Consider the following 25,368-nt stretch of genomic DNA (forward strand, 5'->3'; position numbering starts at 1 on the left):
TTAGGGCAGCAGCTCCAGGAGCTCTTCGTCAAGCGCATCGTGCGGCGCGGCCACGGGTGCTACCAGGTACCAGCAGACCACCCGTTCCAGCAGAGCCTGCCCCCGCCGTACCAGGGCCGGCCCGTTTCCGGCAGGCCATTCCAGAAGCGGGTCAGCAGCCAGTACGGCACGCCGCCACCACCTCAGCGAGGCCGTTGACGGGCCCAGGCGCGGCACCAGCAGGCTGCGCAGCTGATGTACGGCCCGCCACTGGGCCTTGAGTGAAAGCGTAGAAAAATGAACGGCAGTCGACATGGGCAGAGAGTTTAAGTTCGAAGTAAACCGCTGACATTCTACTAATAGGCTGTGCGACAGGCATCCTCGGCCTGGCGGCAGGCCTCGGTGCAGCGTCGGCTGCAACTGTCAGTATACTGAGCGGCTTCGTCGGCACAGGCGCGGCACAGCTCGGCACATTCCCGCAACAGGTAGTGTACGTGCTCCGAGCCCCGGGCCACAAAGGCCGCGACCAGCTGACTGAGGTCGGCACAGTCCCGCGTTAATAAGATGCCGCGCACCCGGCCAGCCGCTAGGGCACTGGTCAGATTGGCGCTGTAACATTCATTACAAGCGGATGAGCAGGCATTCAAGGCATTTAAAAGGTGTTGTTGACGGGGAAGCATGACAGAGAAAGCAGGTAAGGCTGGCAGGAGATATATTAAGAAAGGGAGGTCAGTGTTGCGCTTCCCGCACCGTAACCGTATCAGACCGGGATGGAGCGGCGGGCAGTTGCAGCGACACCGACTGCTGCTTTTCAGAAGCGAGGCCGTGCAGTTGCGCTTCTACCTGCTGGTCCGTCAGGCGGGCATCGAGGCGCAGCAGGAAGTAGGCATTAAGCCCCGTGGAAAGCAGCAGTGCCCCGATAAGCAGATACAGCAGCATTTGGGGGCGTTTTTCTCCTTTCATAGCTGGGCGCGGCGGCAGTGAACACCACAAAGCACCCCCCGCGACATTAACGCGGGCTGAACAGGACATTAAAAAACATTAAGAAACCCGGCGGAGCGCTACGCTGCCGGCAAGCGCAGCGTGGCAGTGGTGCCTTCGCCGGCAACCGACACCAGTTTCAGGGCACCGCCATGGCGCTGCGCAATCTTCTGCGTCACGGCCAGCCCGATGCCATAGCCGGGCTTGCGGCGGCCATTCTCGGCCCGGTAGAGCGGCTCAGTCACCCGCCCCAGATCGCCAGCATCGATGCCGATGCCAGTATCGGACACTGCTACTGCCACCGTGGCAAAGTCGGGGTAGCTCAAGGTAGCCAGCACCTCAGCGCGCGAATACTTGCAGGCATTGTCGAGCAGATTGAGCAGGGCCGTGGTTAGCAGGTGAGCGTTTCCCGTTACGGCAAAGGGCGTTTCCAGCCGCGTGGGCATCTGCCCAAAATTCACTCGGACAATCCGGTCGGGATAACGGCTCTGGCACTGGCTCAGCGCCTGGGTCAGGCATTCATCCAGGCGTACCGATTCGCCCCGGAAGCGGGCCTCGTCGGCCTGAGCCAGGGTGAGCAGCGCGTTGGTTAAGGCTACCAGCTGGCGCAAGTCATCGACGGCAGAGGCCATACTGGCCTTGGCCTCCGCCAGGGTCTGGTCGTAAGCATGACCGGTTTGCAGGGTACCCAGGGCTACGGTCAGGGGGGTGCGCAGCTCGTGGGATGCATGGCTGACAAAGCTCTTCTGCGCCTCAAACGCCTGCTCCACCCCACCCAGCATCTGGTTGAAGGTAATGGCTAGCTGAGCAATTTCATCGGTGCCGTTGCCTTCGTCTACCCGCCGGTTCAGCTCACGGGCCGTAATCTTGCGCACCTGCTTGATTACCCGGGCAATGGGCTTGAGTGACTCGTCAGCGAAGTACCAGCCGGCCATAATGATGAGCAGTAACGCTCCGACGTTGCCAACCAGAAGGATCAGACGAAGGCTGGCCAGCTGGGACCAACCCAGCTCATCGTAGCCGGCCGCAAACAACCGATACACCTGCCCGGCCGGCCCGTAGGTGAAGCCCACCCCCTCCAGAGAACCAACCTGAAACGTGACGGGCTCAGGGTTAGCCGCTACGCGGGCCAGTTGCCGGCGGTTTTCGACCTGGGGCACCGTGTCGGCGCTGACGTACAATAGACGGTTTTCGGGACTGTATATGCTGATTTGCTCCCGCTCGATGGTCAGCAGGTCGGACCGCCGGAAGGCCCGGGCGTTCCGAGTGGAGTCGGCCGGGCTGCTCAGGTGCAGGCGGGCCGTCATCACGGCTTTGCCGGCCAGCCGTCGGATAAAGCGCTGCTCCCGGGCCGCGGCGTGAAAGTAGTACACAAAAGCCGACAGGCTGAGTTGGATGGCCAGCACCAGCAGCGTAAAGCGTAGAATCAGCTTGTTGCGAATCAGCATCGGGCGTGGGAGGGGCAGCTTTAGCTTTCGCGGATGACGTAGCCCATACCAACCACGGTATGAATGAGTTTGGTGTCGTAGCCTTTGTCCAGCTTTTTGCGCAGGTGGCTCACGTACACGTCGATGATGTTAGTGTTGGTGTCGAAGTTCAGGTCCCAGACCTTCTCGGCTATGTCGACCCGGGATATTACCCGGTTGCGGTTCAGCAGCAAGAACTCGAGCAAGGCGTATTCCTTGGTGGTGAGCTCGATGCGCTGCCCGGCGCGCGTTACGGTCTTGGTGTCGAGGTTGAGCTCTAAATCGGCCAACTGCAGTACGCGCTTAACGGACGTAGCCTCCGAACGGCGGCGCGTGAGTACCCGGGCCCGCAGCAATAGTTCCTTGAACTCAAAGGGCTTGACCAGATAGTCATCGGCCCCGGCCTCAAAGCCGGTTACCTTATCGTCGAGGCTGTCGAGAGCCGTTAGCAGCAGTACCGGCAGCTGCGGGTAGTCGGCCCGAATCAGGCGGCACAACTCAAAGCCATTGATGTAGGGCAGATTGACGTCGAGAATTACCAAATCATAGTAGCCCTGCTGCACCAGCGAAAGGCCCATGCGCCCGTCGAAAGCCACGCTGAAGTCGTAGCCCTCGTTTTCAAAGCCTTTCTTAATAAACGACGCCAGCTTTGGCTCATCTTCCACCAGTAGTATTTTCATTCGAACAGCCCCGGAATCGGAACGCAAGTATACCGGTAATACCCGGGCCGCAGCAGTCAGGTTGCCGATCTGTCCCGCATCCCTTGTGCTGACCTAAGCGTATCCCGGGCACCGGGTAACTTGAACCCCGTAATTCCTCTTATCTACCTACATGCCCGACCCGTTATCCTTATCTGACCGCCTGGCCCTGCAGCGTACCCGGCTAGCCAATGAGCGCACGTTTCTCACCTACGTGCGCACCAGCCTAGCCATGCTCGGGTTTGGCCTGGTACTGATTCAGCTACATCCGGTGCGTACCGGCCTGCTGGGCTATGGTGCTGTGACGGCCGCTGCCCTGGTTATGCTCACCGGCTGGCTCCGGTTCCACCAACGGCGTAAGGAAATAGAGGCCAGCTAAGCAGATGGGTGCCAGCCCGCACCCATCTGCTTAGCTGGCCTCTTTCACTGCTTCCATCTTTAAGCTTACCCCGCCCCGAAGCCCGGCTTATACTCCCCCAGCCGCCATGTCGCGCCGGATGTGTGCGGCTTTTCTTGTGCCCCTATTTCCGCAGGTTTATGTTCTCCGTAGCTCAGTATTACAGACACTACACTACCAGCTGGCAGGCCTGACCACGGCCCTGCGCTGGTGCCGGAGGTGCTATCCTTTGCGCTGCTGGCCCATATCAGTCCTCTGGTGGGTATCGGGTCGGCGTTTATTACCGGTCTTGTCACCAGCATGTCTGGCGGGCGACCAGGCATGGTTCCGGGCGCTGCCGGGGCGGTGGCTGTGGTAATAATGAGCTTGGTAGTGACTTACGGCGTGGAGTATCGGTTCGCCGCCGTGGTCCTGATGGGGCTTATCCAGATAGCATCTGGCGGGGCCGCCTGGACGTGCAGGTGCCGGACGACATCACGCTCAACTTTTCGGAAAAGAATATGCGCTCCGTTGCGTATAGCCTGCTCAGCACTGCGCTTAAGTACCACCACCCGGCACGCGCGCCGGAAGTAGCCATCAGCTGCTCATTGCGCGAAGACGATTACGTGCTGGCCGTACGCGACAACGGCCTTGGGCCGGACGTCGCCCAGGACAAAGACAAGGCGTTTGGCATATTCAAGCGCCTGCATCCCCATGTGGAAGGATCGGGGGTGGGCCTGGACATGGTTAAAAAGCTGGTTGAAAACGCCGGTGGCCGTATCGAGGTGGAACGCGAGCTTAACCACGGCTCCGTCTTTCAGGTCTACTTTCCCGCTGGTGTTCCGGCGTACCTTCAGCCGGGATTCGCTCCCGCAGCCCCTTCTGCCAAACAACAATCCGGCTGCTTTTCAGCCGGTTGGCAGCCTATGAACCCCGCCCCCGTTCCCGGTTGGGCTGGCGGGGCAATGCCGGTCGGGGCTTCCTGAATTAAAACATACATTCGGGCCGGGCAACGTGCTCTTTCAACCGCCAACAACCAAATTCCTTCTGCGCATGCAGCAATCCCTGGCTACCGATTTGTTTCTGCCCCTTGCCCTGGGCATCATTATGCTTGGCCTAGGTCTTTCCCTGACCCTGGATGACTTTCGTCGTGTGGCCCAGTACCCCAAAGCCATGACCGTCGCCCTGGTGTGCCAGATGCTGCTGCTGCCGGTAGTGTGCTTTTTTCTGGTGAAGCTGTTCGGCCTGGCCCCGGCCCTGGCCGTGGGCATGATGCTGCTGGCTGCTTCCCCGGGAGGCGCCACGGCCAACCTGTACAGTCACCTCTCGAACGGCGACGTGGCCCTGAACATTTCCCTGACGGCGGTGAACAGCGTACTGTCCCTGTTCACGCTGCCGCTGATTGTCAACTTTTCGCTGCAGCACTTTATGGGCTCGGAGCAATATATTCCGATGCAGTTCAGCAAAGTGCTCGAGGTATTTGGCATCGTGCTGATTCCGGTTCTGATCGGCATGTTTATCCGGGCCCGGTTTCCTCGTTTTGCGGCCCGGATGGAAAAGCCGGTCAAGCTCGGGTCCGCCCTGATTCTGATTATCCTGATTGTGTCGGTGGTAATTCGCGAAAACAAGCTTCTGACGGACTACTTCGCCACGCTGGGGGTGCCGGTTCTTTTGTTTAACGTGCTTAGTCTGGCCGTCGGGTACTTTGTTCCCCGCTGGCTTAGCATCGAAAAAAAGCAGGCCATTGCCATTGGCATGGACATCGGCATTCACAACGGCACGCTGGCTATCTACGTCGCGCTAAGCGTGCTGAGCAACTCCGCCATGTCCGTGCCCCCGGCTATCTACAGCCTGCTGATGTTTTTCACGGCCGCCGTGTTTGGCTACCTCGTCAAACCCAGGGACGCAGCCCCGGCCAGCGTGGCGTAAGCAGCAGCCCGGATTGCCCGGCAGCGGGTACGTGTCCTGGCCATTTGACTAGCCAGAGCCGGATCAGCCCACGCGTAAACGTCGACCCCAAGCGTCGTAATGCAGTGGGGTGGCCTGGTCCTGCATCCGGAGCTGGAAGCCTAGCGTCGGGGTTACGAGTTTATGGGACAAAGCAGGTCGGCTACCTTTTCAAATATCCCAGGCCGGCCAGAAGGTTTATCATGTGGCCTGACGCCGTGGTTGCCTACGTCCGGTGGGCGGAAGGACGGCAGCGGCAATTCAGGTTCCAAGAACTCCGGTAGGTTCACTAGATCAGGTCGAAGGCCCGGGCGTACTCGGTCAGGTCGAAGGCGGTAGTGGCGCCGAGCTTCTGCCGGACGTTCCGGCGGTGCGTGCCCGCCGTAAGCTCCGAGATATTCAGCTCCCGGGCAATTTCCGGGGCGCTGTGCCCCAGGGCCAGCAGGCGCAGCACATCCCGCTCCCGGGCGGTGAGGCTGGAAAAAGCCATGCGGTGACGGCGCAGAAAGTCGTTTTCGTCGATCAGGCGGCGCACCTTGGCGGCGAAGTGGTTGTCGGGATGCAGGGGAATAGCCAGGCCCATTACCAGCAGGGGCCCACCCTGCTCGTCGGTCAGCAGGCGGCGCATGGAGGTCAGGTACCAGCTCCAGCCTTCGCGCTCGGTGGTGCGCACCTGCTGGTAAAACGTGTGTACTTCCGGAACCTCGTTCTCATACATAAGCTGAAACACCCGGGCCATGTACTCATCCGACTCTACCGGGTTGAAGTAGGTGGGCGAAAAGGCCGGGCCCAGGGCCGTCAGCTCCTCGATAGTTGCGCCCAGCAGTTCCAGCCCCCACTTCGAAAGGTAGCGCACCGTTTGGGTGGGCACGTGGTGAATGATGATAACGGCGGGGTACTGGTCGGCGGTGGCGGCTATTTCAGCTATTTTGGCGGTGATGCGCTCTTCGTCGGTCATACGGGAAGGGCGGTAAAGGCGAGTGGGTAAGCAAGCGGCATAGGCGGGTCAGGTGGGAGTAGAACGGAATTCAACGCAAAGCCCCAAAGTAGCCACTTCCCGCTATTTTTCAATTCTTTCCCGGGGGCGAAAAGCGGCTTTTTCCCCGCGCCAATCCGCTGGCGGGACTGCGGCTTCGCCTGCTACGCCTTCTCCTGGAAGATGCCCAGCTACCGCCGCTGCCCAAAGGCCCTCGGCTACCCCGGTCCCTTAAAAAGCAGCGTGTAAACCCGGCCAGATCAAAAATCGGCAACCCTGGCCCCGCTCCCTGCGGTAAGCACCTTCCCCGGCATATCCACCGGCCTCACTTAACCCTACCCGCGCGATGCAACCAGCGAAAGGCTATGCTGCCACCGATTCCCAGGCTCCCCTGGCTCCTTTCACCTTTGCGCGCCGCGACCTGGGCGCCCACGATGTGCAGATCGAAATCCTGTTCTGCGGGGTCTGCCACTCCGACGTTCACCAGGTGCGCAACGAGTGGGGCGGCTCTACTTTCCCGATGGTCCCCGGCCACGAAATCGTGGGGCGCATCACGGCGGTCGGCGCCCAGGTAAACACGTTTAGCGTGGGCGAGCTGGCCGGGGTGGGCTGCATGGTCGACACCTGCCGCAGCTGCCCCAACTGCAAGCAGGGCCTCGAGCAGTACTGCGAAACGCATATTTCCTTTACCTACAACAGTACCGAGCAGGACCGCGTCACCCGCACCTACGGAGGCTACTCCAACCAGATTGTGGTGGATCAGCACTACGTGCTGCGGGTGTCCGACAAGCTCGACCTGGCCGGCGTGGCGCCGCTGCTGTGCGCGGGCATCACCACGTACTCGCCCCTGCGGCAGTGGCAGGCCGGGCCCGGCTCCCGGGTGGGGGTTGTGGGTCTGGGCGGCCTGGGCCACATGGCCGTAAAGCTGGCCGCCGCTATGGGCGCCGAGGTAACCGTGCTCAGCACTTCCCCCGGCAAGGAAGCCGACGCCCGGGCGCTGGGTGCCCACAGGTTTGTGGTGACGAAGGACGCTGCAGCGCTGAAAGAGGTACGTACCTACTTCGACCTGATTATCAATACGGTGGCTGCCAACATGGACCTGAACCCGTATATGAACCTGCTCCGCCTCGACGGCACGATGGTGATGGTAGGGCTGCCGCCAGAAGCCCCGCAGATCGGCATTTTCCCGCTGGTCGGGCAGCGCCGCCGCCTGGCCGGCTCCCACATCGGCGGCATCCGGGAAACCCAGGAAATGCTGGACTTCTGCGCCGAGCACGGCCTCACCTCCGACGTGGAGGTAATTCCGATCAGCCAGATCAACGAAGCCTACGACCGGCTGGTAAACGGCGACGTCAAGTACCGCTTCGTCATTGACATGGCCACGCTGTAGCGGGAAACGCAAAGAAAAACCAGAAAGGCGGTAGGGATGCTTCGCATTGATAAGCATCCCTACCGCTTCGTTTGTAAAAAAAGGCTGTCATGCAGAACGAAGCGAACCGAAGGACAGCGGAGCGAAGCATCTCGCGTGCTGTCGTTGTGGTAGTAATCCAACGTCAGCACGCGAGATTCCTCGGCTTCGCTCGGAAGGACGTTCCGGTGTCTAGGCAATAGGTCAGCAAAGCGCAACGGGCTATTTGCACCGAGCGGGGGTTCCGGCTACCTTGGCGGCTCACTGTAACCCGTCACCCCACCTGACCATGACAGTTTCTGACGCCCGCACCGAGCGGATTCCCACCACCATCTACCCCGATTCCGAGCAGGCCTCGGTGGCCGTGGCCCGGCAGATTGCCGAGCTGATCCGGCAGCGGGCCGCCGAAAACCGCACCTGCGTGCTGGGCCTGGCGACGGGCTCCACTCCTACCCGCCTCTACGAGGAGCTCGTGCGCCTGCACCAGCAGGAAGGCCTTTCCTTCCGCAACGTCGTGTCCTTTAACCTCGACGAGTACTTCCCGATGGCGCCGGATTCGCTGCAGAGCTACGTGCGCTTCATGCACGAGTACCTGTTCGACCACGTCGACATCCTGCCCGAAAACATTCACATCCCCGACGGCACCCTGCCGCAGGAGCAGGTGGCGGAGTTTTGCCGGCAATATGAGGAGCAGATCCGCCAGGCTGGCGGCATCGACCTTCAGCTGCTGGGCATCGGGCGCACCGGCCACATCGGCTTCAACGAGCCCGGCTCGGGCGCCCAGTCGCGCACCCGCCTCATCACCCTCGACCACATCACCCGCACAGACGCCGCCTCCGACTTCTACGGCGAGGAAAACGTGCCCCGCCGCGCCCTGACGATGGGCGTGGGCACTATCCTCGAAGCGCACCGCATCGTGCTGCTGGCCTGGGGCGAGGGCAAGGCCGCCGTGGTCAAGCGCATGGTCGAAGGCGAGCCCACCGACTCGGTGCCGGCCACCTATTTGCAGCAGCATTCCAACGTGGACGTGGTGCTCGACGAGGCCGCCGGGGCCGAGCTGACCCAGCGCAAGACGCCCTGGCTGGCGGGGCTGGACTGCAACTGGCAGCAGCCCGCTACCGTGCGCAAGGCCGTGACCTGGCTGGCCCGCACTCTGCAGAAGCCGATTCTCAAGCTCACCGACGCCGAGTACAACGAGCATGGCCTGTCGGGTCTGCTGGCCGAATCTGGCTCGGCCTACACCATCAACATCAAGGTGTTCAACGAGCTGCAGCACACCATCACGGGCTGGCCCGGGGGCAAGCCCAACGACGACGATACCTACCGCCCCGAGCGGGCCACGCCCTTCCCGAAGCGCGCCCTGATCTTTTCGCCCCACCCCGACGACGACGTCATCTCGATGGGCGGGACGCTGTTGCGGCTCGTAGACCAGGGGCATGAGGTGCACGTGGCCTACCAGACCTCCGGCAACATTGCCGTGTTCGACGACGAGGCCATCCGCTTTGCCGAGTTCGTAGCCGACTACGATGAGGCCTTCCGCCTCGATCAGCAGCCCTCCGAAAACCTCTACCACCGCGTGGCGGATTCCCTGCGCCACAAAGCCCCCGGTCAGGTCGACTCGCCCGAGGTGCAGCAGGTGAAGGGCCTGATCCGGCGCGGAGAAGCCAAAAGCGCCCTGCGCTACGCCGGCCTCGACCCCGACGAGCGGGCCCACTTCCAGGACCTGCCTTTCTACGAAACCGGCCGGGTGCGCAAAAAGCCGTTGGGGGAGGAAGACATCCAGATCACAATGGACCTGCTCAACCGGCTTCAGCCCCAGCAGATCTACGCCGCCGGCGACCTGAGCGACCCGCACGGCACCCACCGCGTGTGTTTGTCGGCTATCTTCCAGGCCGTGCAGCGGCTCAAGGCCCAGGGCACGCCCTGGCTGCAGGACTGCTGGGTATGGCTTTACCGCGGGGCCTGGCAGGAGTGGGACGTCGACCAGATTGAAATGGCCGTGCCCCTGAGCCCGGAGGAGCTGACGCGCAAGCGCCGGGCCATCTTCAAGCACCAGAGCCAGAAGGACCGGCCCCTGTTCCCCGGCGCCGACCAGCGCGAGTTCTGGCAGCGGGCCGAGGAGCGCAACCGCACCACCGCCCGCCTCTACGACCAGCTCGGCCTGCCCGAGTACGAGGCCATCGAAGCCTTCGTCCGCTGGCACTTTTAAGAGCTTTAAGCTGCAAGCCGCAAGCTTTTTAACCTCATGATTCTGGGGTCAAAAGCCATCCTGATACAGCTGCTATAAAAGGCGGTCATGCTGAGGCGGAACCGAAGCATCTCGCTCGCTTCGTTGGATTACTAATTCCAACGTCAGCACGCGAGATTCCTCGGCTTCGCTCGGAATGACCGCCTTTTTCTTGCAACAACACCGCAACGAAGCCTGCTTTTCCGCCCTTCAGCGCTGCCTCACATGACGTTGCACAAAGCTTGCGGCTTGGAGCCTGTTGCTTGAAGCTCCCTTACACCCCAAAGTGCCGCAGGTTGTAGGTAAAGCTCAGCAGCAGGTAGCGGGTCAAAACGCGGCTACGGACATCCTCGACGTAGGTGTCGGTGACGTTGCGCACGAGGCTCTGGTTCTGGTTGAGTACGTCATTGAGCTGAAGCTTCAGCTCGCCCTGCTTGTTGCGAAACAGCTGCTGGGTGATGCCCGCGTTCCACAGTGCCACGCCCTCGCCATAGCCGGCCGCCCCACCGGGGTTGGCGCGGTACCAGAAGTCGGTGGTCAGCACCAGCCGGTCGGTGAGGTGGTAGTACAGATCGGCGGTGAGGGTCTGGGTGAAGAAGTCGGTGTTCTGGCCGGGCAGCAGGGCGTAGCGGGCCCGCCGGTAGGTGAGGTTGGCGCTCAAGCCCAGCTCCAGCTTTTCATTGAAGCTGGAGTTCAGGCTCACCCCCTGCCCCACGCTCCAGGTGCGCGCCTCGTTGGCCAGCCCGTTCACGAAGCCCGGACTGCGGCTGTAGTTGCCGTTGGTTGTCAGATTCAGGTTGAGCTTGCGGGCCGCCCAGCGCTGCCCCAGACTCAGAAACCCGTTCAGCGCCGCGTAGCCGTCGGCATTCACCGGCCGCGTCGTCTGGGCTCCGCTGGGGTCGAAGGTGGTGGCGCCCACAATCCGGTCCTCGATGCGGGTGCCGTTGAGCAGCAGAAACACGCTGCGGTTGTTTACGGCGTTGAACTGGTTGTAGGTGGCCGTGAGCGTGTGCACGTACTCGGGCCGCAGGTTGGGGTTGCCGGCCTGGATGTTGAGCGGATTCGTGTAGTCGGCCACGGGCTGCAGCTGGCTGGCCGCGGGAGCCTGCACGCGGGGCCGGTAGTCGAGGCGGAAGTTGCGGCCCCCGGGTGCGGTAAACGTGAGCAGGGCGTTGGGCAGCAGGTACACGTAGCGCCGGGTCATCGTCGTATCGGCCGTCTGGTTGGCGACGCCCAGCTCCGACTGCTGGGCGTCGAGGCCCAGGGAATAGGTGTAGCGCAGGCGACGGTTCTGCACGGTCAGGCCGCCGCGGTGGGTTTGAAAGTCGCTGCTGAACTGGTTGCTGAGCTGGGCATTCGGCTGGTCGTACTGCCCGCTGCCGACGGAGAAGTCGGTGACGGCGCGGTTGCTGCGGCCCAGGTTGCTGGCAAACCCGTAGTGGGCCTCGACCTTGGTCGTCAGCGACAAAGGCTCGGCATAGGACAGGTTCAGGCTGCGGTTGTCCGCTCCGTTCTGCTGGTCGAGCCGCTGGTTGAGTTGCTCGGTGCGGCCCACTCCCCCAACGCCGTAGCGGGTATTCTCGGCCAGGCTAATGGCGTTGGTCGACTGGTCGTTGAAGCCAGCGGTGAGGTTGGCGGAAAACGTACGGCCCTGGCGCCCGAACTTGCGCAGCAAGAGCAGGTTGCCGCTGCCGGCCCCGGTGGTGCCGTCGGCCGCGTAGCGGTTCTGGCCCATGTTCAGCAGCCGGGCGCCCAGCATCGACTGCTGCCGGTTCTCGCGGCTCGTGCCGGCGTTCTGCCAGGAGGCAAACGGCGTAAAGCGCAGCGTCGTCAGGGTGTCGAGGCGGTAGTCGAGGCGGAGGTTGAAGCGGTGGGCGTCGGTGCGCACCCGGCCGGTGGCATCCTGGTCGGTAACCAATGCCTGGGCTTCCTGGCCGGCCGGGTTGCCCGGGGCAGCCCCGCCCACGCGGTGCAGCTGCTGCTCGGTGGCTTCGGTGGCGCGGGAAGCCAGGTAGCTGGTGGCTACTTCGGTGCGCTTACCCCAGGCGTCGCGGTAGTTGAGCCCGCCCGCGGCCGACTCCGTGATGCTGGCCGGCTGACTGCTGCCGCCCTGCCCCGTGCTGATCCGCCCGCCCCCGGCCATCAGGATGGCCCCGCCCCGGCCCACCGGACCGCCCGGCCCGGCGCCAAAGCCGGTATCGGTGCCGCCGCTGCCGTCCGAAAAGCCCAGCTGGTTGACGTTGTTGGCCATGCCCAGCGCGGAAATCTGCCGGCCGTTGTTGAAGCGGTTTACGCCCAGCCGGGCCGAGTAGCGGCCGTCGGTGCCGATGCCCCCGCCGTTAGCCCCGAAGTAGCCCTTGCGCTTGTCGCGCTTGGTAACGAGGTTGATGGTACGCTGGCGGTTGCCGTCGTCGATGCCGGAAAAGGCCGCCTGGTCGCTTTGCTGGTCGTAGAGCTGCACCTGGTCGATGATGTTGGCGGGCAGGTTGCGGGTTGCCATTCGGGGGTCGTCGCCGAAAAAGGGCTTGCCGTCGACCAGCACGCGGTTTACTTCCCGGCCCTGGGCCCGGATGGTGCCGTCGCGGTCAACTTCCACCCCGGGCAGCTTTTTAAGCATGGTTTCCACGGCGGCGTTGGGCTGGGTTTTAAACGCGTTGGCGTTGAAGGCCAGCGTGTCGCCCCGCATCGAAACCGGGGCCTTTTCCTCTACCACCTTCACTTCGCCCAGCATGTTGGTGCGGGCCAGCAGGCGCAGGGTGCCCAGGTCCAGCGGCTGCCCCGGCTGACTGATCTGCACGGGCAAACGGCGGCTGGGGTAGCCCAGGAAGGTGAGCAGCAGCTGGTAGCGGCCCGGGGCCACGTTGCGCAGGGTAAAGCGCCCGTCGCCGTCGGTGATGGTGAAGCTCAGGTAGGTGGAGTCCTTGGCGGCCAGCAGCGAGACGGAGGCTTCGCGCAGGGGCTGGCCGGAGGTGGAGTCCAGCACCATGCCCGTAATCAGGCTTTTGCCCGAAGTAGCCGGGGCTTTCTGGGCCGAAGCCAGGAAACAGCCGAGCCACAGGCCCAGCAGCAGCAGGTAGCGCATCACTCAGCAGGGTTAGCGCAGGCCGCCTTCAGGCCCTTCCAGCATCTTCTGGCGGAAATCAGCCAGGGCCTTCTGGCGCACGTCCTGGAGCTGATCCGCCGTCACCGTCTGGGCCGACTGGGCCGGGCGCACCTCACTTTCCTTGACGGGCTTTGCGTCCACCTTGCCGGCGCGGAACTGCTCGCCGCTGCCTTCCAAAGCCAGTACCACACCCTTGGCGGGCAGCAGCTCCTTGACGGGCGAGTAGGTGAAGGGGAGTTCGGTGGTGTACCACACGGTGTAGGTTTCCTTTTTAAACGGCACCGTGGCTTTCCGGCAGGTGTAGCCCGCTATTTTCTTGGTCTGGTCGGTGTCCTGCCAGCCGGCGGCCGGGGCAAAGGGCACGGCCGCCTGGTAGGTGGACGTGGCTCCGTCTTTCTTCACCGTCAGCACGGTGCTAAAGGCGCGCTCGGCCTGGTTGACGTACACCGCTTCCTCGAAGGGCCGGCCCAGGTTGGTCACCTGGGGGGCGGTGCCGGGGCCGTTGCTCATCACCATGCGCATGGCATTGCCCTGGCGCTCCTCCTTGGCGTAGGGCCCGGCGAAAGTCAGCGTCATGGCAAAGCTGCGGGTGTCGGGAATGTCGGCGGGAAAGTCGGGGCTGCCGGGCTTTACTTCCTGGCCGTTGATGATAACGCGGCGGGCATTGGGGTCAACCTTCTGGGTTACTTCGTACTGAATGTGGCCCGACGTCTGGGCGGTAGCGGTGGCTGCGGTGGCGGTGGCAGCCAGGAGGAGAAGTGCTTTTTTCATGGGAGCAGGAGCGTTGAATGGAACGTCACAAAGCACCGGCTTTCTTCTGTTAAGCACCGTTATCAAGTGTTAAACAGTGTTAACGCCGCCCGCTTACCGGGTTGAACCCCGTATTTTCGTCCTCGACCTTCTGCCCCGGCCCATGAAACGGCGTATCCGCTCCATCTTCTGGCTAATGACGCTGTGCATCCTGGGCATCAACGGCTTTCAGGCCTACTGGCTCTACACCACCTACCAGCTCACCGTCGACCAGTTCGGGCGCACCGCCAACGAGGCGCTGCTGGCCGTGATGCTGCGCCAGCAGGTGTCGGCGGCCCGGCTGATCGTCCGCTCCCAGGCCGGGGGCCGGGCCGACCGCATCATCTTCCGCCAGTTCAACGCCACCGACGACAGCGCCAGCCGGGTGATTGTGCTGTCGTCGGGTGCGCCAGGGCACGCGGCGGGCCGGCGGGCCCGGCTCCGGGTTGAAAACCTGGTCCGTCATCACGGCGAGCGGCCTGCCTCCCAGCCGGCAAAACCCACCGACGTCAAGGCGGAGCTGGCGAAAATGGCGGCCAGCTACCACGCCGAGCTGCGCCGTCGCGACGCCGACGCCGAGTTCCGGCTCGACACCGTGCGGCTGACCCGGGGATTCGGGGCACCGGTTGTCCGCCGCCCCGTACCCGCCCGGCCCGGCTACTCCCTCGTAACCAAGGCCGTACCGCTGAGCGACCTGCTCGACGACAACCCCCTGCACGTGCAGGCCAGCTTCCGGCCGCCCACTTCCTACGTGCTGCGCCGGATGGGCGGGCTGCTGGCCGGCTCGGTGGGGCTGCTGGCGCTTACCACGGGCTGCTTTCTGCTGATGCTGAACACGATCCTGCGCCAGAAAAAGCTCTCCGAAGTGAAAAACGACTTCATCAACAACATGACCCACGAGCTCAAGACGCCCCTGGCCACGGTGTCGGCAGCGGTGGAGGCGCTCCAGCACTTCGGCGCGCTGCAGGACCCGCAGAAAACCCAGACCTACCTGTCGATTTCCCGGCAGGAGCTGCACCGCCTGTCGGAGCTGGTGGACAAGGTGCTGCACATGGCCGCCGAAGAGCGGGAGCCGCTCACGCTCAACCCCGAGCCGGTGCGCCCCGCCGAGCTGGTCCGGGAGCTGGTGGCGCACTACCAGCTTAAGTCTCCCAAGCCCGTGCACTTCGCCGTGGACCTGTCCGCTACCGACTCTTTGCTGCTGGACCGCGTTCACGTCGGCAACGTCATCAACAACCTGATCGATAACGCCATCAAGTATTCCCGGGAGCAGGTCAGCATCGGCATCCGGGGGCGGCGCGAGGGTGGCGGCTGGCGGCTGACGGTGCAGGACGACGGCATCGGCATTCCGCGGAGCTACCAGCCCGCCATCTTCGACCGGTTTTTTCGCGTCCCGACCGGCAACCTTCACCCCGTCAAGGGCTTTGGCCTGGGCCTGTACTACGTGCGGCAGGTGGTGGAGCGCCACGGCGGCCACATCGACGTACGCTCCGAGCCGGGCCAGGGCAGTGAGTTCAGCCTGTGGATTCCGGTGGGGTGACATCAGTTGTCAGTTGATAGTTGTCCGTTGTCAGAAACGACGGAGCTGCGTCCTCACGAATCATTTCCCGGAACTGACAACGCAGAACTGATAACGAACAACTGACAACGAGCAACTGACAACTGACAACTAATAAAAAACAGCTAACAACTTAAAAAAATGCCCTCCGTACTGCTGGTTGAAGACGAAGCCGCGCTGGCCCTGATTGTGCAGGACAGCCTCACCATGCGGGGCTTTGCCGTGCAGTGCGCCGCCGACGGCGCCCAGGCCCTGGCCTTGTTCCGGCAGCAGCCGCCCGACATCGTGGTGGCCGACGTGATGATGCCCGTGCTGGACGGCTTTTCCCTGGCCGAGCAGATCCGCCGCGAAAACCAGCAGGTACCCATCATCTTCCTGACGGCCCGCTCCCAGCCCGCCGACGTGGTCCGGGGCTTTGAGCTGGGCGGCAATGACTACCTGCGCAAGCCTTTCAGCATGGACGAGCTGATTGTGCGGATTCAGGCCCTGCTGGCCCGCCGCCAGTCCGCTCCGGCGTCCGGCATGCTGTCCCTGGGCCGCTTTCAGTTCGACTACCCCCGGCAGAAGCTGCTGCTCGACGGGCAGGAGAAAACCTTGTCCCACCGCGAGGCCGAGCTGCTCAAGCGCCTCTACGACCAGCGCAACCAGGTGCTGGAGCGCGGCGCGGTGCTGCGGGAGCTATGGGGCGACGACAGCTTCTTCAACGGCCGCAGCCTCGACGTATTCATCACCAAGCTCCGCCAGCACCTGCGGCCCGACGCCCGGGTGCAGATCGTAAACATCCGCGGCGTGGGCTACAAGCTGATGCTCTAGCTCGCAGAGGTGCTTCGAGCTTAGCTGCTGACCGGCGAAGGGAAGGTTAAAGGGCGGTCATTCCGAGCGAAGCCGAGGAATCTCGCGTGCTGATGTTGTGACGGTAATTTCAACGAAGCGGCCGAGATGCTTCGCATGACGTGCTTTTCCCAACAACATCAGCACGCAAGAACAGCTTCGCTACCCTGCGGGACATCGGCAAGCCCGGAATAAGCGTCCCCTTTAACCACGCTGAGCAGCTCACCCCTTAAAGTAAATCCGGAACGTGGTACCCTCCCCCGGCCGGCTGCTGACTTCCACGTGCCCGCCGTGGCTTTGCACCAGCCGGTTGACGAGGTACAGGCCCATGCCGGTGCCCTCAGTGTGGGAGTGAAACCGCCGAAACAGCTGAAACAGCTGGCTGCCGTAGCGGTCCAGGTCGATGCCCAGGCCGTTATCGGTGAGGGTGAGCACTACGCCGCCGCTCTCGGGGGCCGACGTCAGCCGGATGAGGGCGGGCCGGTCGGGGCTGGCGTACTTGAGGGCGTTGCTGAGCAGGTTGTAGAGCACGCTCTGCAGGTTGGTGCGCCGGAAGGGCACGACGGGAGCCGCGGAGAAATCATACTCGATCCGGGCTTCGCCGTGCCGAACCTGCTCGCGCAGGCTGGCTACGATTTCGGCCGTGAGCAACGCCAGGTCCACCGTTTCGGGCAGCTCCTCGGTGGGTTCGCGCTGCACCTGCACCAGCTCCGACAGCGTGTGGATGGTGGTGTAGATCTGCTGCAAAGCCTGCCCGAACATATTCACCATGGCCGGGGCCTCGGGGTCGGTAAAGGACGCCGTGCGCATCAGCTCCTCGAAGATGCCGGCCATGTTGTTGATCGGCTGCTTCAGGTCGTGCGAGGCCGTGTACACGAAGTTGTCCAGGTCCTGGTTGGTGCGCGTGAGCTCGTCGTTCTGGCTTTGCAGCCGGACCTGGGCCTGCTTTTTCTCGTCGATGTCGGTGCAGGAGCCGCACCACTGCAGGATGCGGCCGTGGTCGTCGCGCAAAGGCAGCGCCTGGTTGAGAAACCACCGGTAGCTGCCGTCCCGGGACCGGAGGCGGCACTCCGCCTCGTAATAGTCGCCGCTGAAAAGGCAGTGGGTCCAGCGGGCCCGGGCGGCCTGCCGGTCGTCGGGGTGCACCAGCGCGTTCCACATGGCCGGCCCCAGGCTGTCTTCCAGCGTGTAGCCGGTGTAGTCGAGCCAGCGCTGGTTGAAGTACTGCACCTGCCCGGCCGCGTCGGAAGTCCAGACCAGCTGGGGGATAACTTCCGACAGCACCCGGAACCGCTCGGTGGTGGCCCGCAGCTGCTCCTGCACGTCGATGTACTGCTGAATGTCGGTGGCCATGCCGATGCGCTGCACAATGCGGCCGTTGCCGTCGCGCAGCGGAGCCGAGCGGGTCAGAAAGCAGCGGTACTGCCCGGTGGCGGCTTCCCGCACCAGCAGCTCCAGATCGAATACTTCCTCCAGCTCTTCCGGGCGGGCGTAGCGGGCCCGCAGCCGGGTGGCGTCGTATGGATGCAGGGCCTGCATCCAGCCGTAGCCATAGCTTTGCTCTTCCGTGAGGCCGGTGTAGCTCAGCCAGTAGGGATTGGCGTAGTCCTGGCGGCCGTCGGGCAGGCTGGTCCACACAAACTGGCTTTGCAGCTCGGCCAGGGCCCGGAACCGGCGGGCGTTTTCCTGCCGGGCCCGCCGGGCCTCGCGCTCGGCTGTCACGTCCTGCATGGCCCCCAGCACGCGGATGGCCCGGCCCTGCTCGTCGCGCACGATGCAGGCGCGGTCGACCACCTCGGCCCAGGCCCCGCAGGCGCGCCGAAACCGAAACTCGGTGGTAATCACGGCGTCGGTGCCGGCCAGAGCCGCTTCGTACTGGGCCTGTACGCCGGGCAGGTCGTCGGGGTGCACGTGCGCTTCCCAGAAGCCGGCGGTCTGGGTTTCGGGTCCGGGGTTGTAGCCAAATACCTTATGAAAATGCTCGTTGCGCCAGGTCAGGCCGGTGCGCAGGTCGGTGTCCCAGATCGAGTCGTGGGTGGCGGTGGCCAGCAGGCCGAAGTCCGAGCGGGTCTGCTGCTCGGCGGCGTGCTCCGATGTCACGTCCTGGGCGTGGTGCATCAGGTAGCGCAGCCGGCCGTTGGCGTCGCTCACGGGCCAGTGCGTGACGCGCCAGATCTGACCCGGCCGGGCCGCATCGGGTGGTAGCTCCACGGCGTGGCGGCTCCGGTGCAGGCGCACCTGGTCGAGGGCAAGCTGCAGCTGCCCGGCGGTGGCCGGGTTTTCGGCCGGGTACACGGCCGTCAGGGGCTGGCCTACCACGGCCGCGCGGGGCTGCTGCACCAGGTCCAGAAACGCATCGGTGGCGGCCAGCACGGTCAGCTCGGGCGACAGGGCCGCACAGCACCCAGGATAGGACGCGAACAGCAACTCAAAATCGACGGACGCGGCAGACATGGCGGCTAAAAATAAAGGGGGCTTGTCCGGCGTACGGCCCCGCCCCACCGGCCGCTAACAAATATAATTTTTTCCGGGACTTGGCGAAGGCAGATGGAATCGGAGCAGCTGCCCGCGGAAATGAAGTAGCCCTACCACTTCGTAGAAGCAAGCCGCCAGCCAGCCCGATCATCACCTAATTAGAACGTCATTCCGAGCGAAGCCGAGGAATCTCGCGAGCTTCGTTGACTTAGTAACCCCAGCGAAGCGGGAGAGATGCTTCGCTCTGCTCAGCATGACGTTCTTATTACCCCATACGGCAGCACGCGGGATTCTTCGACAAGCTCGGAATGACGTTCTGTTCCGAACCACTCTTTTTCTCAAGCATCAGCAAGCGGAAGTTGCTTGGCTGACTTCCTATCCCCCGGGCTGCTCAGTCTGACCCGTCTTGCCTTACTCCCATCATCAGGGGCTCAGCTTTCTACTTCACCGGCAGGTCGATGGTGACGATGGTGCCGCGGCCGGGGCGGGAGTTGATGCTGAGCTGGCCGCCGAGCAGGTCCACGCGGTTGCGGATGCCGGCCAGCCCGATACCTTTCACCGATGCCATGGCGGAAGCGTCGAAGCCCACCCCGTCGTCCTCCACCAGAATCTGCAGGGCCGGGCCTTCGCGCAGGATATGCACAAACACATCCGCCGCCCGGGCGTGCTTGATGATGTTGTTGAGCAGCTCCTGCACGATGCGGTACACCGAAATAGCCACTTCCGAGTTTTTCGGCAGCGGCTCGCGCAGCCCTTCCAGGTTGAGCTGCACGTTGAGCTTCTGGCTGGGAATCCGCTTGACCAGCTCTTCCAGGGCGGTTTTCAGGCCAAAGTCTTCCAGGATGCCGGGGGTCAGCTCGAAGGAGATGGTGCGGGTGGCCTTGATGGCCTCGTCGAGCAGCTTCACGACTGGGCCGGCCACTACGGGCTTGATGTTGCTTTCCAGGTTGAGCTTGGTGGCGTACAGCAACTGCCCCACCCCGTTGTGCAGGCTTTCGGCAATGCGGCGCCGCTCCTGCTCCTGGGTGGTGAGGATAGCAGCCAGCACTTCCTGCTGCTGCCGTAGCTTGAGGGCAGTCGTTTCTTGCATCAGCCGGTCCCGCTCGCTCACGTCGCGTAGCACCACCAGGGCCAGACCGTTGATGCCCTCGGCGTCTGCCTGCAGCACGGCAGGCAGGCCGGCATCGGGATTATCCACCTTCAGCAGGGGCGTGAAGTACGCGTCGAAGTGCCCGGCGCTGCGGGCAATGGTGAGCCCGGGCAGCATCAGCCGCTCGCCCTGCAAGGCACCGTCCACTACCCGCTCCAGCAGGTTGGGCTCTACGTGCTGCACCAGCTCGCTGAGCAGACGACCCCGCAGCGCCTTTTCCGGGTCGAGAAAGAAGATTTCGGCCACCTTGTTGCAGGCCACCACCCGTCCCTGCCGGTCAATGGCCACGATGCCGTCGATGCTGTTATCAAGCAGGCTTTCGGAAAATTCCTTTTCCAGGTGCAGCTGGCGCTTCTGCTCTTCCACCTGCGTCACGTCGATAGCCACGATAATAGCCTCCTGGCGCTGCTCGTCGAAGAAGCCATAGTTGCGGAAGTACACTGGGCGGCCAGTCGCCTTCAGCTCACTCACGTACTCGGTGCGCCCCCCGCTCAGCAGCGTTTGCAGGCAGTCGTGGTGTTCGGGAAAAAGGTCTACGATGTTTCGGCCGACCAGCTCGGCCGGGTTTGCTCCCAGAACCCGGAGCCCCTCGCCCGAAAGCTCGACGATGGTGCCGTCGGGCCGGAGGCGCTTCAGGATCAGGGGCAGATTTTCGAGTACGCCCTGCACGACCAGGTTTTTGAAGTGCAGCTCCTCCTGCTCGGCGCGCCGGGCCGTGACGTCGCGCACCACGCCGGTGAAGCCTATCGTCTGGCCCCGCTCCACGATGGTCTGCCCGGCCGAGGAGATATAGCGCACCGTGCCATCGGGCAACAGCAGGCGGTACTCCAGGGCCAGCAGGGTCCGGTTGTCGACCGCTGCCTGAGTGGCGGCATTCACCCGGTCGGCGTCGTCGGGATGGAAGCGGCCCAGCACCTCCCCGATGGGCAGCACGTCAGCATCCTCGCCCAGGCCAAAGGCAATGCGGGCCCGCCGGTCCAGCCGGATCGTGCCGGCGACCATGTTCCAGGTGAAGATGCCGGTCCGGGAGGCATCGAGGGCCAGCTGCAGGTGTTCCTCGCTTTTCCGCAGCTCCGCTGCCGCCTGGTGGGTGGCCGTCACGTCGCGCCACACCACGTGCACGACGCCTTCGCCCCCGCCCAGCTCGATGGGCGTGAGCACGGCCTCCACCCAGATTTCCTCGCCGGTGAGCTTGTACATCAGGGCCTCGCAGCGCATCGAACCGCGCCGCAGCGCCTCGCGCACGGCCGCTAGGAACATATCGGCGGTGCGCGTGCCGTCGGGCTGATGCTCAGGGGCGTGGCTCCAGGCCAGCTGGCCCACGAGCTGGTCTTTGCGGTAGGCCCCCAGCAGGCGCAGCGCCGCTTCGTTGCAGTCGAGGTAGCTGCGGCCCTGGAGCAGCACTACCGCGTCGTTGCTGCTTTCGAAGAGCTTGCGGAACCGGGCCTCACTGGCCTGCAGCGCTTCGGTGGTGCGGCGGCTCGCCGTAACGTCGATCAGCGCCAGACGGCAGCGGGTGGCTTTTATCTGGCCGGGCGGGCGTATGGCCAGTCCCTCGAGCCGGGCCACGAAGGGCGTACCATCCTGGCGCTGCATCGTCAGCTCGCAGCTCTGGCGGGTGTCGGCGGCCAGCACCTTCAGCAGAAACGCCCGCAAACCCTGGCGGCTTTGCATTTCCACGAACAGCGGAAACTGGCGGCCCACCAGCTGCTGGCGCACCGTGCCCAGCAGCTGGGTGGCGGCCAGGTTGAGCTGCTCAATCACGCCCTGCTCGTCCACGGTACAATAGCCCATGGGGGCAAACTCGTAGAGGTCGATAAACTGGGCCCGCACGGTTTCGGCTTCCATCTGGGCCCGCAGCAGCTCCTCGTACTGCATCTCCAGCTCGATCTGGTGCACCTGCAGCTCCTGCACCATGCGCTGCACCTCCTCCGGCGAGTGGTTTGTCACCGACATCGTAACGAGGTGGCGGCGCTGGTCGGCGCGGGTGCGTAGCTCGTGCAGGGCCTTGTGCAGGCTTCCCGGCCGGTCGGCTGCTCCCAAAGATTCGGTCTCGCTCATAGCGTAGATTACGGAATAAACCCCATTCCGGCGGGGGTGGCCTTTGCAGATTTGGCGGGCCGGGCGCAGCCGCCCCTAGCCGTTGAGGCCGGGGCTAGCTTATTTCCTTGATGCCGAGCAGCACGCACTCGGTATGCTGACCGTCGCTGCGCAGGTGGCGGCCGTAGATGCGCACCGCCTGAGGCGCCCGGTCCGGCAGCGTCACGGTCAGCGCCAGATCCTCGAACTCCAGCTCCGCGCCCTGCAGCAGGCGCTGTAGCTCCCGGCGCAGAGCCGGCTGGTCCCAGGCCCCGCCGGCAAACTCGGCCAGAGGCCGGCCCTTCACCTCGTCGGGGTTGGTGTGGAACGCAGCGCCGAAGTGGCGGCTTACCGCCAGCACGCACAGGTTGTGGTCGAGAATCAGCAAGGACTCCTGCACCGTTTCCACGATGCTTTCGGCAAAGGACCGGCTGGCGCGCAGGCGCTCCTCAAGCTGCTTGAGCCCGGTGATTTCGGTGAAGGTGATGACGGCCCCGCCGATGTAGTTGTCGAGCGTGCGGTAGGGCAGAATGCGCATGGCGTACCACTCCCCGCTGGTCGTCTGGATGTTGGCGTCCACGGCCACCAGCCGGTCCAGCACCTGCTGAATGTCCTCCACCAGCGTGTCGTGACGCAGCTTGCTGGTGAAGTGGCTGATCGGCCGGCCCACGTCGGAGGGCAGCAGGGGCAGAATGCGTCCCACCCGGGCCGTGAACCGCTTGATCACCATGTCGTTGTCGAGGAAGATGGTGGCAATGTCGGTCGCGTCGAGCAGGTTCTTCATGTCGTTGGCGGCCTGGCTCAGCTCCTCGGTCTTGCTCAGGTACTGCATGTTCAGCGTCATCAGCTCCTCGTTCAGGCTCTGCATCTCCTCCTTGTTGGTCATGGCCTCCTCGTTGGTGCTTTGCAGCTCCTCGTTGGCGCTTTGCAGCTCCTCGTTGGTGCTCTTGAGCTCTTCCAGCGAGCTTTCCATTTCCTCGATGGTGGTCTGGAGGCGGTGCTTGGTGTACTGCAGCTCTTTTTCCAGGGCCGCCACCACCGCGTCGCGGGTGAGGTCGGAGCCGGCAATGGCCTTGCCCGCGCGCACTTTCCGGGACGTAGGCATGTCCTCGAAGGCCACCAGCAGCAGCCCGGCCAGCAGCTCGGGCTCCTGGAGGTAGCGCACGGTCAGGCGCAGCAGCTGGTAGCCGCTCTCGGTGCGCACGCGCACGTTGTCGGCCACTACTTCCTGGCGCGTCGTGCTGGCCTGGTGCACGGCCCCGCTCAGCTCGTAGCTAAGCTCTTCGCGGGCCATCTCAAACAGGTTCATGGCGCCCAGGCCGGGGGCCGGCTCCAGGTACTTGCCGGTGCGCCCGTTCACGAACAGGATTTCGCCCCGGATGTTGACCACCACGGCCGGGGGCGTGAAGTGGCGCAGCAGCAGGCGCTGCACGAGCGAGGCAAACGGCCCGTCTTTGCGGGCGGCGGGCGTCAGGATGGTAGCGGAGCTGGCGGGCGCGGGCGCGGCCGGGTGCCGCGACATCGAAAACGGAAAGTTCGCCAGGCGGGTCAGAGAGGAGGTGCCTTCCAGGCGGCGCGAAATCTTCCACTTCAGATCCAGGGGCGAAAACAGGTCCTGGAAGCCGGTCAGGTTTTCCGATGGGCCCAGGAACAGGATGCCGCTCGGGTTGAGGGCGTAGTGAAACACCGGAATCAGGTTTTTCTGCAGCTCGGCGCTCAGGTAGATCAGCAGATTGCGGCACACCAGCAGGTCGAGCTTGGTGAAGGGCGCGTCCTTGTTGAGGTTGTGCAGGGCAAACACCACCACGTCGCGCACTTCCTTACGGATCTGGTAGGACGAGTCGACTTTGGTGAAAAACCGCTTGAGCCGCTCGGGGCTCACGTCGCCCACGATGTTTTCGGGGTAGATGCCGGCCCGGGCAAACTCGATGCCCTCGGGGTTGATGTCGGTGGCGAAGATCTGAACCTTGAGGTAGCGGCCGGGCTCCACTGCGTCGAGGCACTCCAGCAGCAGAATAGCCAGGGAGTAAGCTTCCTCGCCGGTGGAGCAGCCCGGGGCCCACACCCGGATGGTGCTGTCGACAGGCTTCTGCCGCAGCAGCGGCAGCAGGCAGCGCTTAAGCAGCTCGAAGGCTTCCTGGTCGCGGAAAAACTTGGTAACCCCGATCAGCAGCTCCCGGAACAGCTGGTCTACCTCGTCCGGGTTTTCCTGCAGGTAGCGCACGTACAGCGGGAACTCCTTGATCTGGTGGGAGCCCATGCGCCGCTCGATGCGGCGAAACACGGTGTTGCGCTTGTAAAAGGAGAAGTCGTGGCCGGTCCGCTCCCGGATCAGGATAAAGATTTTCTGCAGGGCGTGCGCCGGCTCGGAGGCCGACAGCGCCCCACCCCGGGGCCGGCGGCTCTGGGGCGGGCGGGCCATGATTTCCAGCAGGCGGCCCGGCATCTGGTCGGCGGGCAGCACATAGTCCACGAACTCGGTGGCAATGGCGGCCCGGGGCATGGCGCTGCACTCGGCCGTATCCGGGCTCTGCACCATCACCAGCCCGAAATTCTCCATCACCATCTTCAGCCCGATTACCCCGTCGGAGCCCATGCCGGATAGAATGATGCAGATGGCCCGGTCGCGGGCGTCCTTGGCCAGGCTCTGAAAAAAGTAGTCGAGGGGCATCCGCTTGCTGCGCGCCTGGGTAGGCTCAAACAGCAGCAGCGTGCCGTGCAGGATCGAGATTTCCTGGTCGGGCGGGTTTACGTACACGTGGTTGGGCCGCACGGGCATCCCGTCCTGGGCGGTCTGTACCGGCAGGCGGGTAAACTGCTGGAGCAGCTGCGTCAGCTGCCCGGCCTGGCTGGCCGCCTGGTGCGTGACCACCACGAAGGCCATGCCCGTATCCAGGGGCAGGTGGTGAAAGAAGTGCTCCAGGGCCTCGAGCGAGCCGGCCGAGCCTCCGATGCCCACGATGGGAAACTTTACCTGCCCCGGGTTGCCGCTTTGCCGCACCAGGTCCAGCTGCGTGTCGGACAGCGGCAGGTCCGAAGAAGGCACGTTTTCGGGGTTGATAATCTCAACGACTTGCTGCTCGTCGTCAGCGTCCTGGTAGTCGTCGAATTCAGCGGGGTTGGGCATGGGCATGGGCAGGTAGTGGCAACAGCAGCCGGCGGGGTTCCGGTTTCGGTTGAAACAGCGGGTGTTCCGTTTCGTTCCGTCAGGGCCAGGACGCAGCCCGGGCGCTTCAGCCCTCAAAAGTAGCCATAAACCCCGGCCCGCGGAAGCTCGGCCATTGGTCCTCTGCGCGCAATTTCGCTATTTTGAATACCCCTACCC

At 63.8% G+C, this 25,368-nt stretch carries 17 protein-coding genes; 7 read left to right on the plus strand and 10 right to left on the minus strand.

All coding sequences use genetic code 11. The annotated features are described in order from the left end of the window. From LJY25_RS08430 to LJY25_RS08445, 4 genes are all read right to left on the minus strand, one after another. Positions 1-294: a hypothetical protein gene (locus LJY25_RS08430; RefSeq protein WP_227607881.1), complete on the minus strand. Its 294-nt coding sequence runs from the start codon at positions 292-294 to the stop codon at positions 1-3. 414 nt (positions 295-708) lie between these two features. Then, on the minus strand, positions 709-942 hold the full coding sequence (locus LJY25_RS08435) for a hypothetical protein (RefSeq protein WP_227607882.1): 234 nt from the start codon (positions 940-942) through the stop codon (positions 709-711). Positions 943-1,040: 98 nt separating this feature from the next. Then, on the minus strand, positions 1,041-2,408 hold the full coding sequence (locus tag LJY25_RS08440; protein WP_227607883.1) for a sensor histidine kinase: 1,368 nt from the start codon (positions 2,406-2,408) through the stop codon (positions 1,041-1,043). Between the two features lie 20 nt (positions 2,409-2,428). Beyond that, complete coding sequence (locus tag LJY25_RS08445) at positions 2,429-3,106, minus strand: response regulator transcription factor (RefSeq protein WP_227607884.1); 678 nt, start codon at positions 3,104-3,106, stop codon at positions 2,429-2,431. 151 nt (positions 3,107-3,257) lie between these two features. On the opposite strand from LJY25_RS08445, the gene LJY25_RS08450 reads away from it, so the two are divergent. From LJY25_RS08450 to LJY25_RS08465, 3 genes are all read left to right on the plus strand, one after another. After that, a complete protein-coding gene (locus LJY25_RS08450; protein WP_227607885.1) occupies positions 3,258-3,503 on the plus strand; it encodes a YidH family protein in 246 nt (81 codons plus the stop codon). A gap of 479 nt (positions 3,504-3,982) precedes the next feature. Then, positions 3,983-4,486 (plus strand): sensor histidine kinase, encoded by a 504-nt coding sequence (locus tag LJY25_RS08460; protein WP_227607886.1) that lies wholly within the window; start codon positions 3,983-3,985, stop codon positions 4,484-4,486. 67 nt (positions 4,487-4,553) lie between these two features. Then, entirely contained in the window at positions 4,554-5,429 is an 876-nt protein-coding gene (locus LJY25_RS08465; RefSeq protein ID WP_227607887.1) for a bile acid:sodium symporter family protein, read from the plus strand. A gap of 307 nt (positions 5,430-5,736) precedes the next feature. On the opposite strand, the gene LJY25_RS08470 is transcribed toward LJY25_RS08465, so the two are convergent. After that, on the minus strand, positions 5,737-6,405 hold the full coding sequence (locus tag LJY25_RS08470; RefSeq protein ID WP_227607888.1) for a helix-turn-helix domain-containing protein: 669 nt from the start codon (positions 6,403-6,405) through the stop codon (positions 5,737-5,739). A 364-nt stretch (positions 6,406-6,769) separates the two neighbouring features. Here LJY25_RS08470 and LJY25_RS08475 point away from each other — a divergent pair, with 364 nt between their 5' ends. Continuing rightward, complete coding sequence (locus LJY25_RS08475) at positions 6,770-7,813, plus strand: NAD(P)-dependent alcohol dehydrogenase (RefSeq protein ID WP_227607889.1); 1,044 nt, start codon at positions 6,770-6,772, stop codon at positions 7,811-7,813. 307 nt (positions 7,814-8,120) lie between these two features. Continuing rightward, positions 8,121-10,040 carry a glucosamine-6-phosphate deaminase gene (gene nagB / locus LJY25_RS08480; RefSeq protein ID WP_227607890.1) on the plus strand — a complete coding sequence of 640 codons (1,920 nt, stop codon included), beginning with the start codon at positions 8,121-8,123 and terminating at the stop codon, positions 10,038-10,040. 292 nt (positions 10,041-10,332) lie between these two features. On the opposite strand, the gene LJY25_RS08485 is transcribed toward nagB, so the two are convergent. Together LJY25_RS08485 and LJY25_RS08490 are read right to left on the minus strand one after the other, a co-directional pair. After that, the gene (locus LJY25_RS08485) at positions 10,333-13,140 is read right to left on the minus strand and encodes an outer membrane beta-barrel protein (protein ID WP_227607891.1); all 2,808 of its coding nucleotides are present in this window, start codon (positions 13,138-13,140) and stop codon (positions 10,333-10,335) included. A 12-nt stretch (positions 13,141-13,152) separates the two neighbouring features. Beyond that, complete coding sequence (locus tag LJY25_RS08490; RefSeq protein ID WP_227607892.1) at positions 13,153-13,932, minus strand: GLPGLI family protein; 780 nt, start codon at positions 13,930-13,932, stop codon at positions 13,153-13,155. Between the two features lie 142 nt (positions 13,933-14,074). On the opposite strand from LJY25_RS08490, the gene LJY25_RS08495 reads away from it, so the two are divergent. Further along, positions 14,075-15,490: a sensor histidine kinase gene (locus LJY25_RS08495; protein ID WP_227607893.1), complete on the plus strand. Its 1,416-nt coding sequence runs from the start codon at positions 14,075-14,077 to the stop codon at positions 15,488-15,490. 159 nt (positions 15,491-15,649) lie between these two features. Then, complete coding sequence (locus tag LJY25_RS08500; RefSeq protein WP_227607894.1) at positions 15,650-16,321, plus strand: response regulator transcription factor; 672 nt, start codon at positions 15,650-15,652, stop codon at positions 16,319-16,321. A gap of 240 nt (positions 16,322-16,561) precedes the next feature. Here the strand turns inward: LJY25_RS08500 and LJY25_RS08505 are convergent, their stop codons facing one another. From LJY25_RS08505 to LJY25_RS08515, 3 genes are all read right to left on the minus strand, one after another. Next, positions 16,562-18,793 carry a PAS domain-containing sensor histidine kinase gene (locus tag LJY25_RS08505; RefSeq protein ID WP_227607895.1) on the minus strand — a complete coding sequence of 744 codons (2,232 nt, stop codon included), beginning with the start codon at positions 18,791-18,793 and terminating at the stop codon, positions 16,562-16,564. A 460-nt stretch (positions 18,794-19,253) separates the two neighbouring features. After that, positions 19,254-22,025 (minus strand): PAS domain S-box protein, encoded by a 2,772-nt coding sequence (locus LJY25_RS08510; protein WP_227607896.1) that lies wholly within the window; start codon positions 22,023-22,025, stop codon positions 19,254-19,256. A 94-nt stretch (positions 22,026-22,119) separates the two neighbouring features. Next, positions 22,120-25,170 carry a CheR family methyltransferase gene (locus LJY25_RS08515; protein ID WP_227607897.1) on the minus strand — a complete coding sequence of 1,017 codons (3,051 nt, stop codon included), beginning with the start codon at positions 25,168-25,170 and terminating at the stop codon, positions 22,120-22,122. Positions 25,171-25,368: the final 198 nt, after the last annotated feature.

The organism is Hymenobacter translucens, from assembly GCF_020685205.1.
GTDB lineage: Bacteria > Bacteroidota > Bacteroidia > Cytophagales > Hymenobacteraceae > Hymenobacter > Hymenobacter translucens.

Coding starts and splice junctions, on each gene's coding strand:
- LJY25_RS08510 (WP_227607896.1), bottom strand. CDS start 22,025: ATGAGCGAGACCGAATCTTTGGGAGCAGCCGACCGGCCGGGAAGCCTG.
- LJY25_RS08485 (WP_227607891.1), bottom strand. CDS start 13,140: ATGCGCTACCTGCTGCTGCTGGGCCTGTGGCTCGGCTGTTTCCTGGCT.
- LJY25_RS08435 (WP_227607882.1), bottom strand. CDS start 942: ATGAAAGGAGAAAAACGCCCCCAAATGCTGCTGTATCTGCTTATCGGG.
- LJY25_RS08495 (WP_227607893.1), top strand. CDS start 14,075: ATGAAACGGCGTATCCGCTCCATCTTCTGGCTAATGACGCTGTGCATC.
- LJY25_RS08500 (WP_227607894.1), top strand. CDS start 15,650: ATGCCCTCCGTACTGCTGGTTGAAGACGAAGCCGCGCTGGCCCTGATT.
- LJY25_RS08470 (WP_227607888.1), bottom strand. CDS start 6,405: ATGACCGACGAAGAGCGCATCACCGCCAAAATAGCTGAAATAGCCGCC.
- nagB (WP_227607890.1), top strand. CDS start 8,121: ATGACAGTTTCTGACGCCCGCACCGAGCGGATTCCCACCACCATCTAC.
- LJY25_RS08450 (WP_227607885.1), top strand. CDS start 3,258: ATGCCCGACCCGTTATCCTTATCTGACCGCCTGGCCCTGCAGCGTACC.
- LJY25_RS08490 (WP_227607892.1), bottom strand. CDS start 13,932: ATGAAAAAAGCACTTCTCCTCCTGGCTGCCACCGCCACCGCAGCCACC.
- LJY25_RS08465 (WP_227607887.1), top strand. CDS start 4,554: ATGCAGCAATCCCTGGCTACCGATTTGTTTCTGCCCCTTGCCCTGGGC.
- LJY25_RS08430 (WP_227607881.1), bottom strand. CDS start 294: ATGTCGACTGCCGTTCATTTTTCTACGCTTTCACTCAAGGCCCAGTGG.
- LJY25_RS08515 (WP_227607897.1), bottom strand. CDS start 25,170: ATGCCCAACCCCGCTGAATTCGACGACTACCAGGACGCTGACGACGAG.
- LJY25_RS08505 (WP_227607895.1), bottom strand. CDS start 18,793: ATGTCTGCCGCGTCCGTCGATTTTGAGTTGCTGTTCGCGTCCTATCCT.
- LJY25_RS08445 (WP_227607884.1), bottom strand. CDS start 3,106: ATGAAAATACTACTGGTGGAAGATGAGCCAAAGCTGGCGTCGTTTATT.
- LJY25_RS08440 (WP_227607883.1), bottom strand. CDS start 2,408: ATGCTGATTCGCAACAAGCTGATTCTACGCTTTACGCTGCTGGTGCTG.
- LJY25_RS08475 (WP_227607889.1), top strand. CDS start 6,770: ATGCAACCAGCGAAAGGCTATGCTGCCACCGATTCCCAGGCTCCCCTG.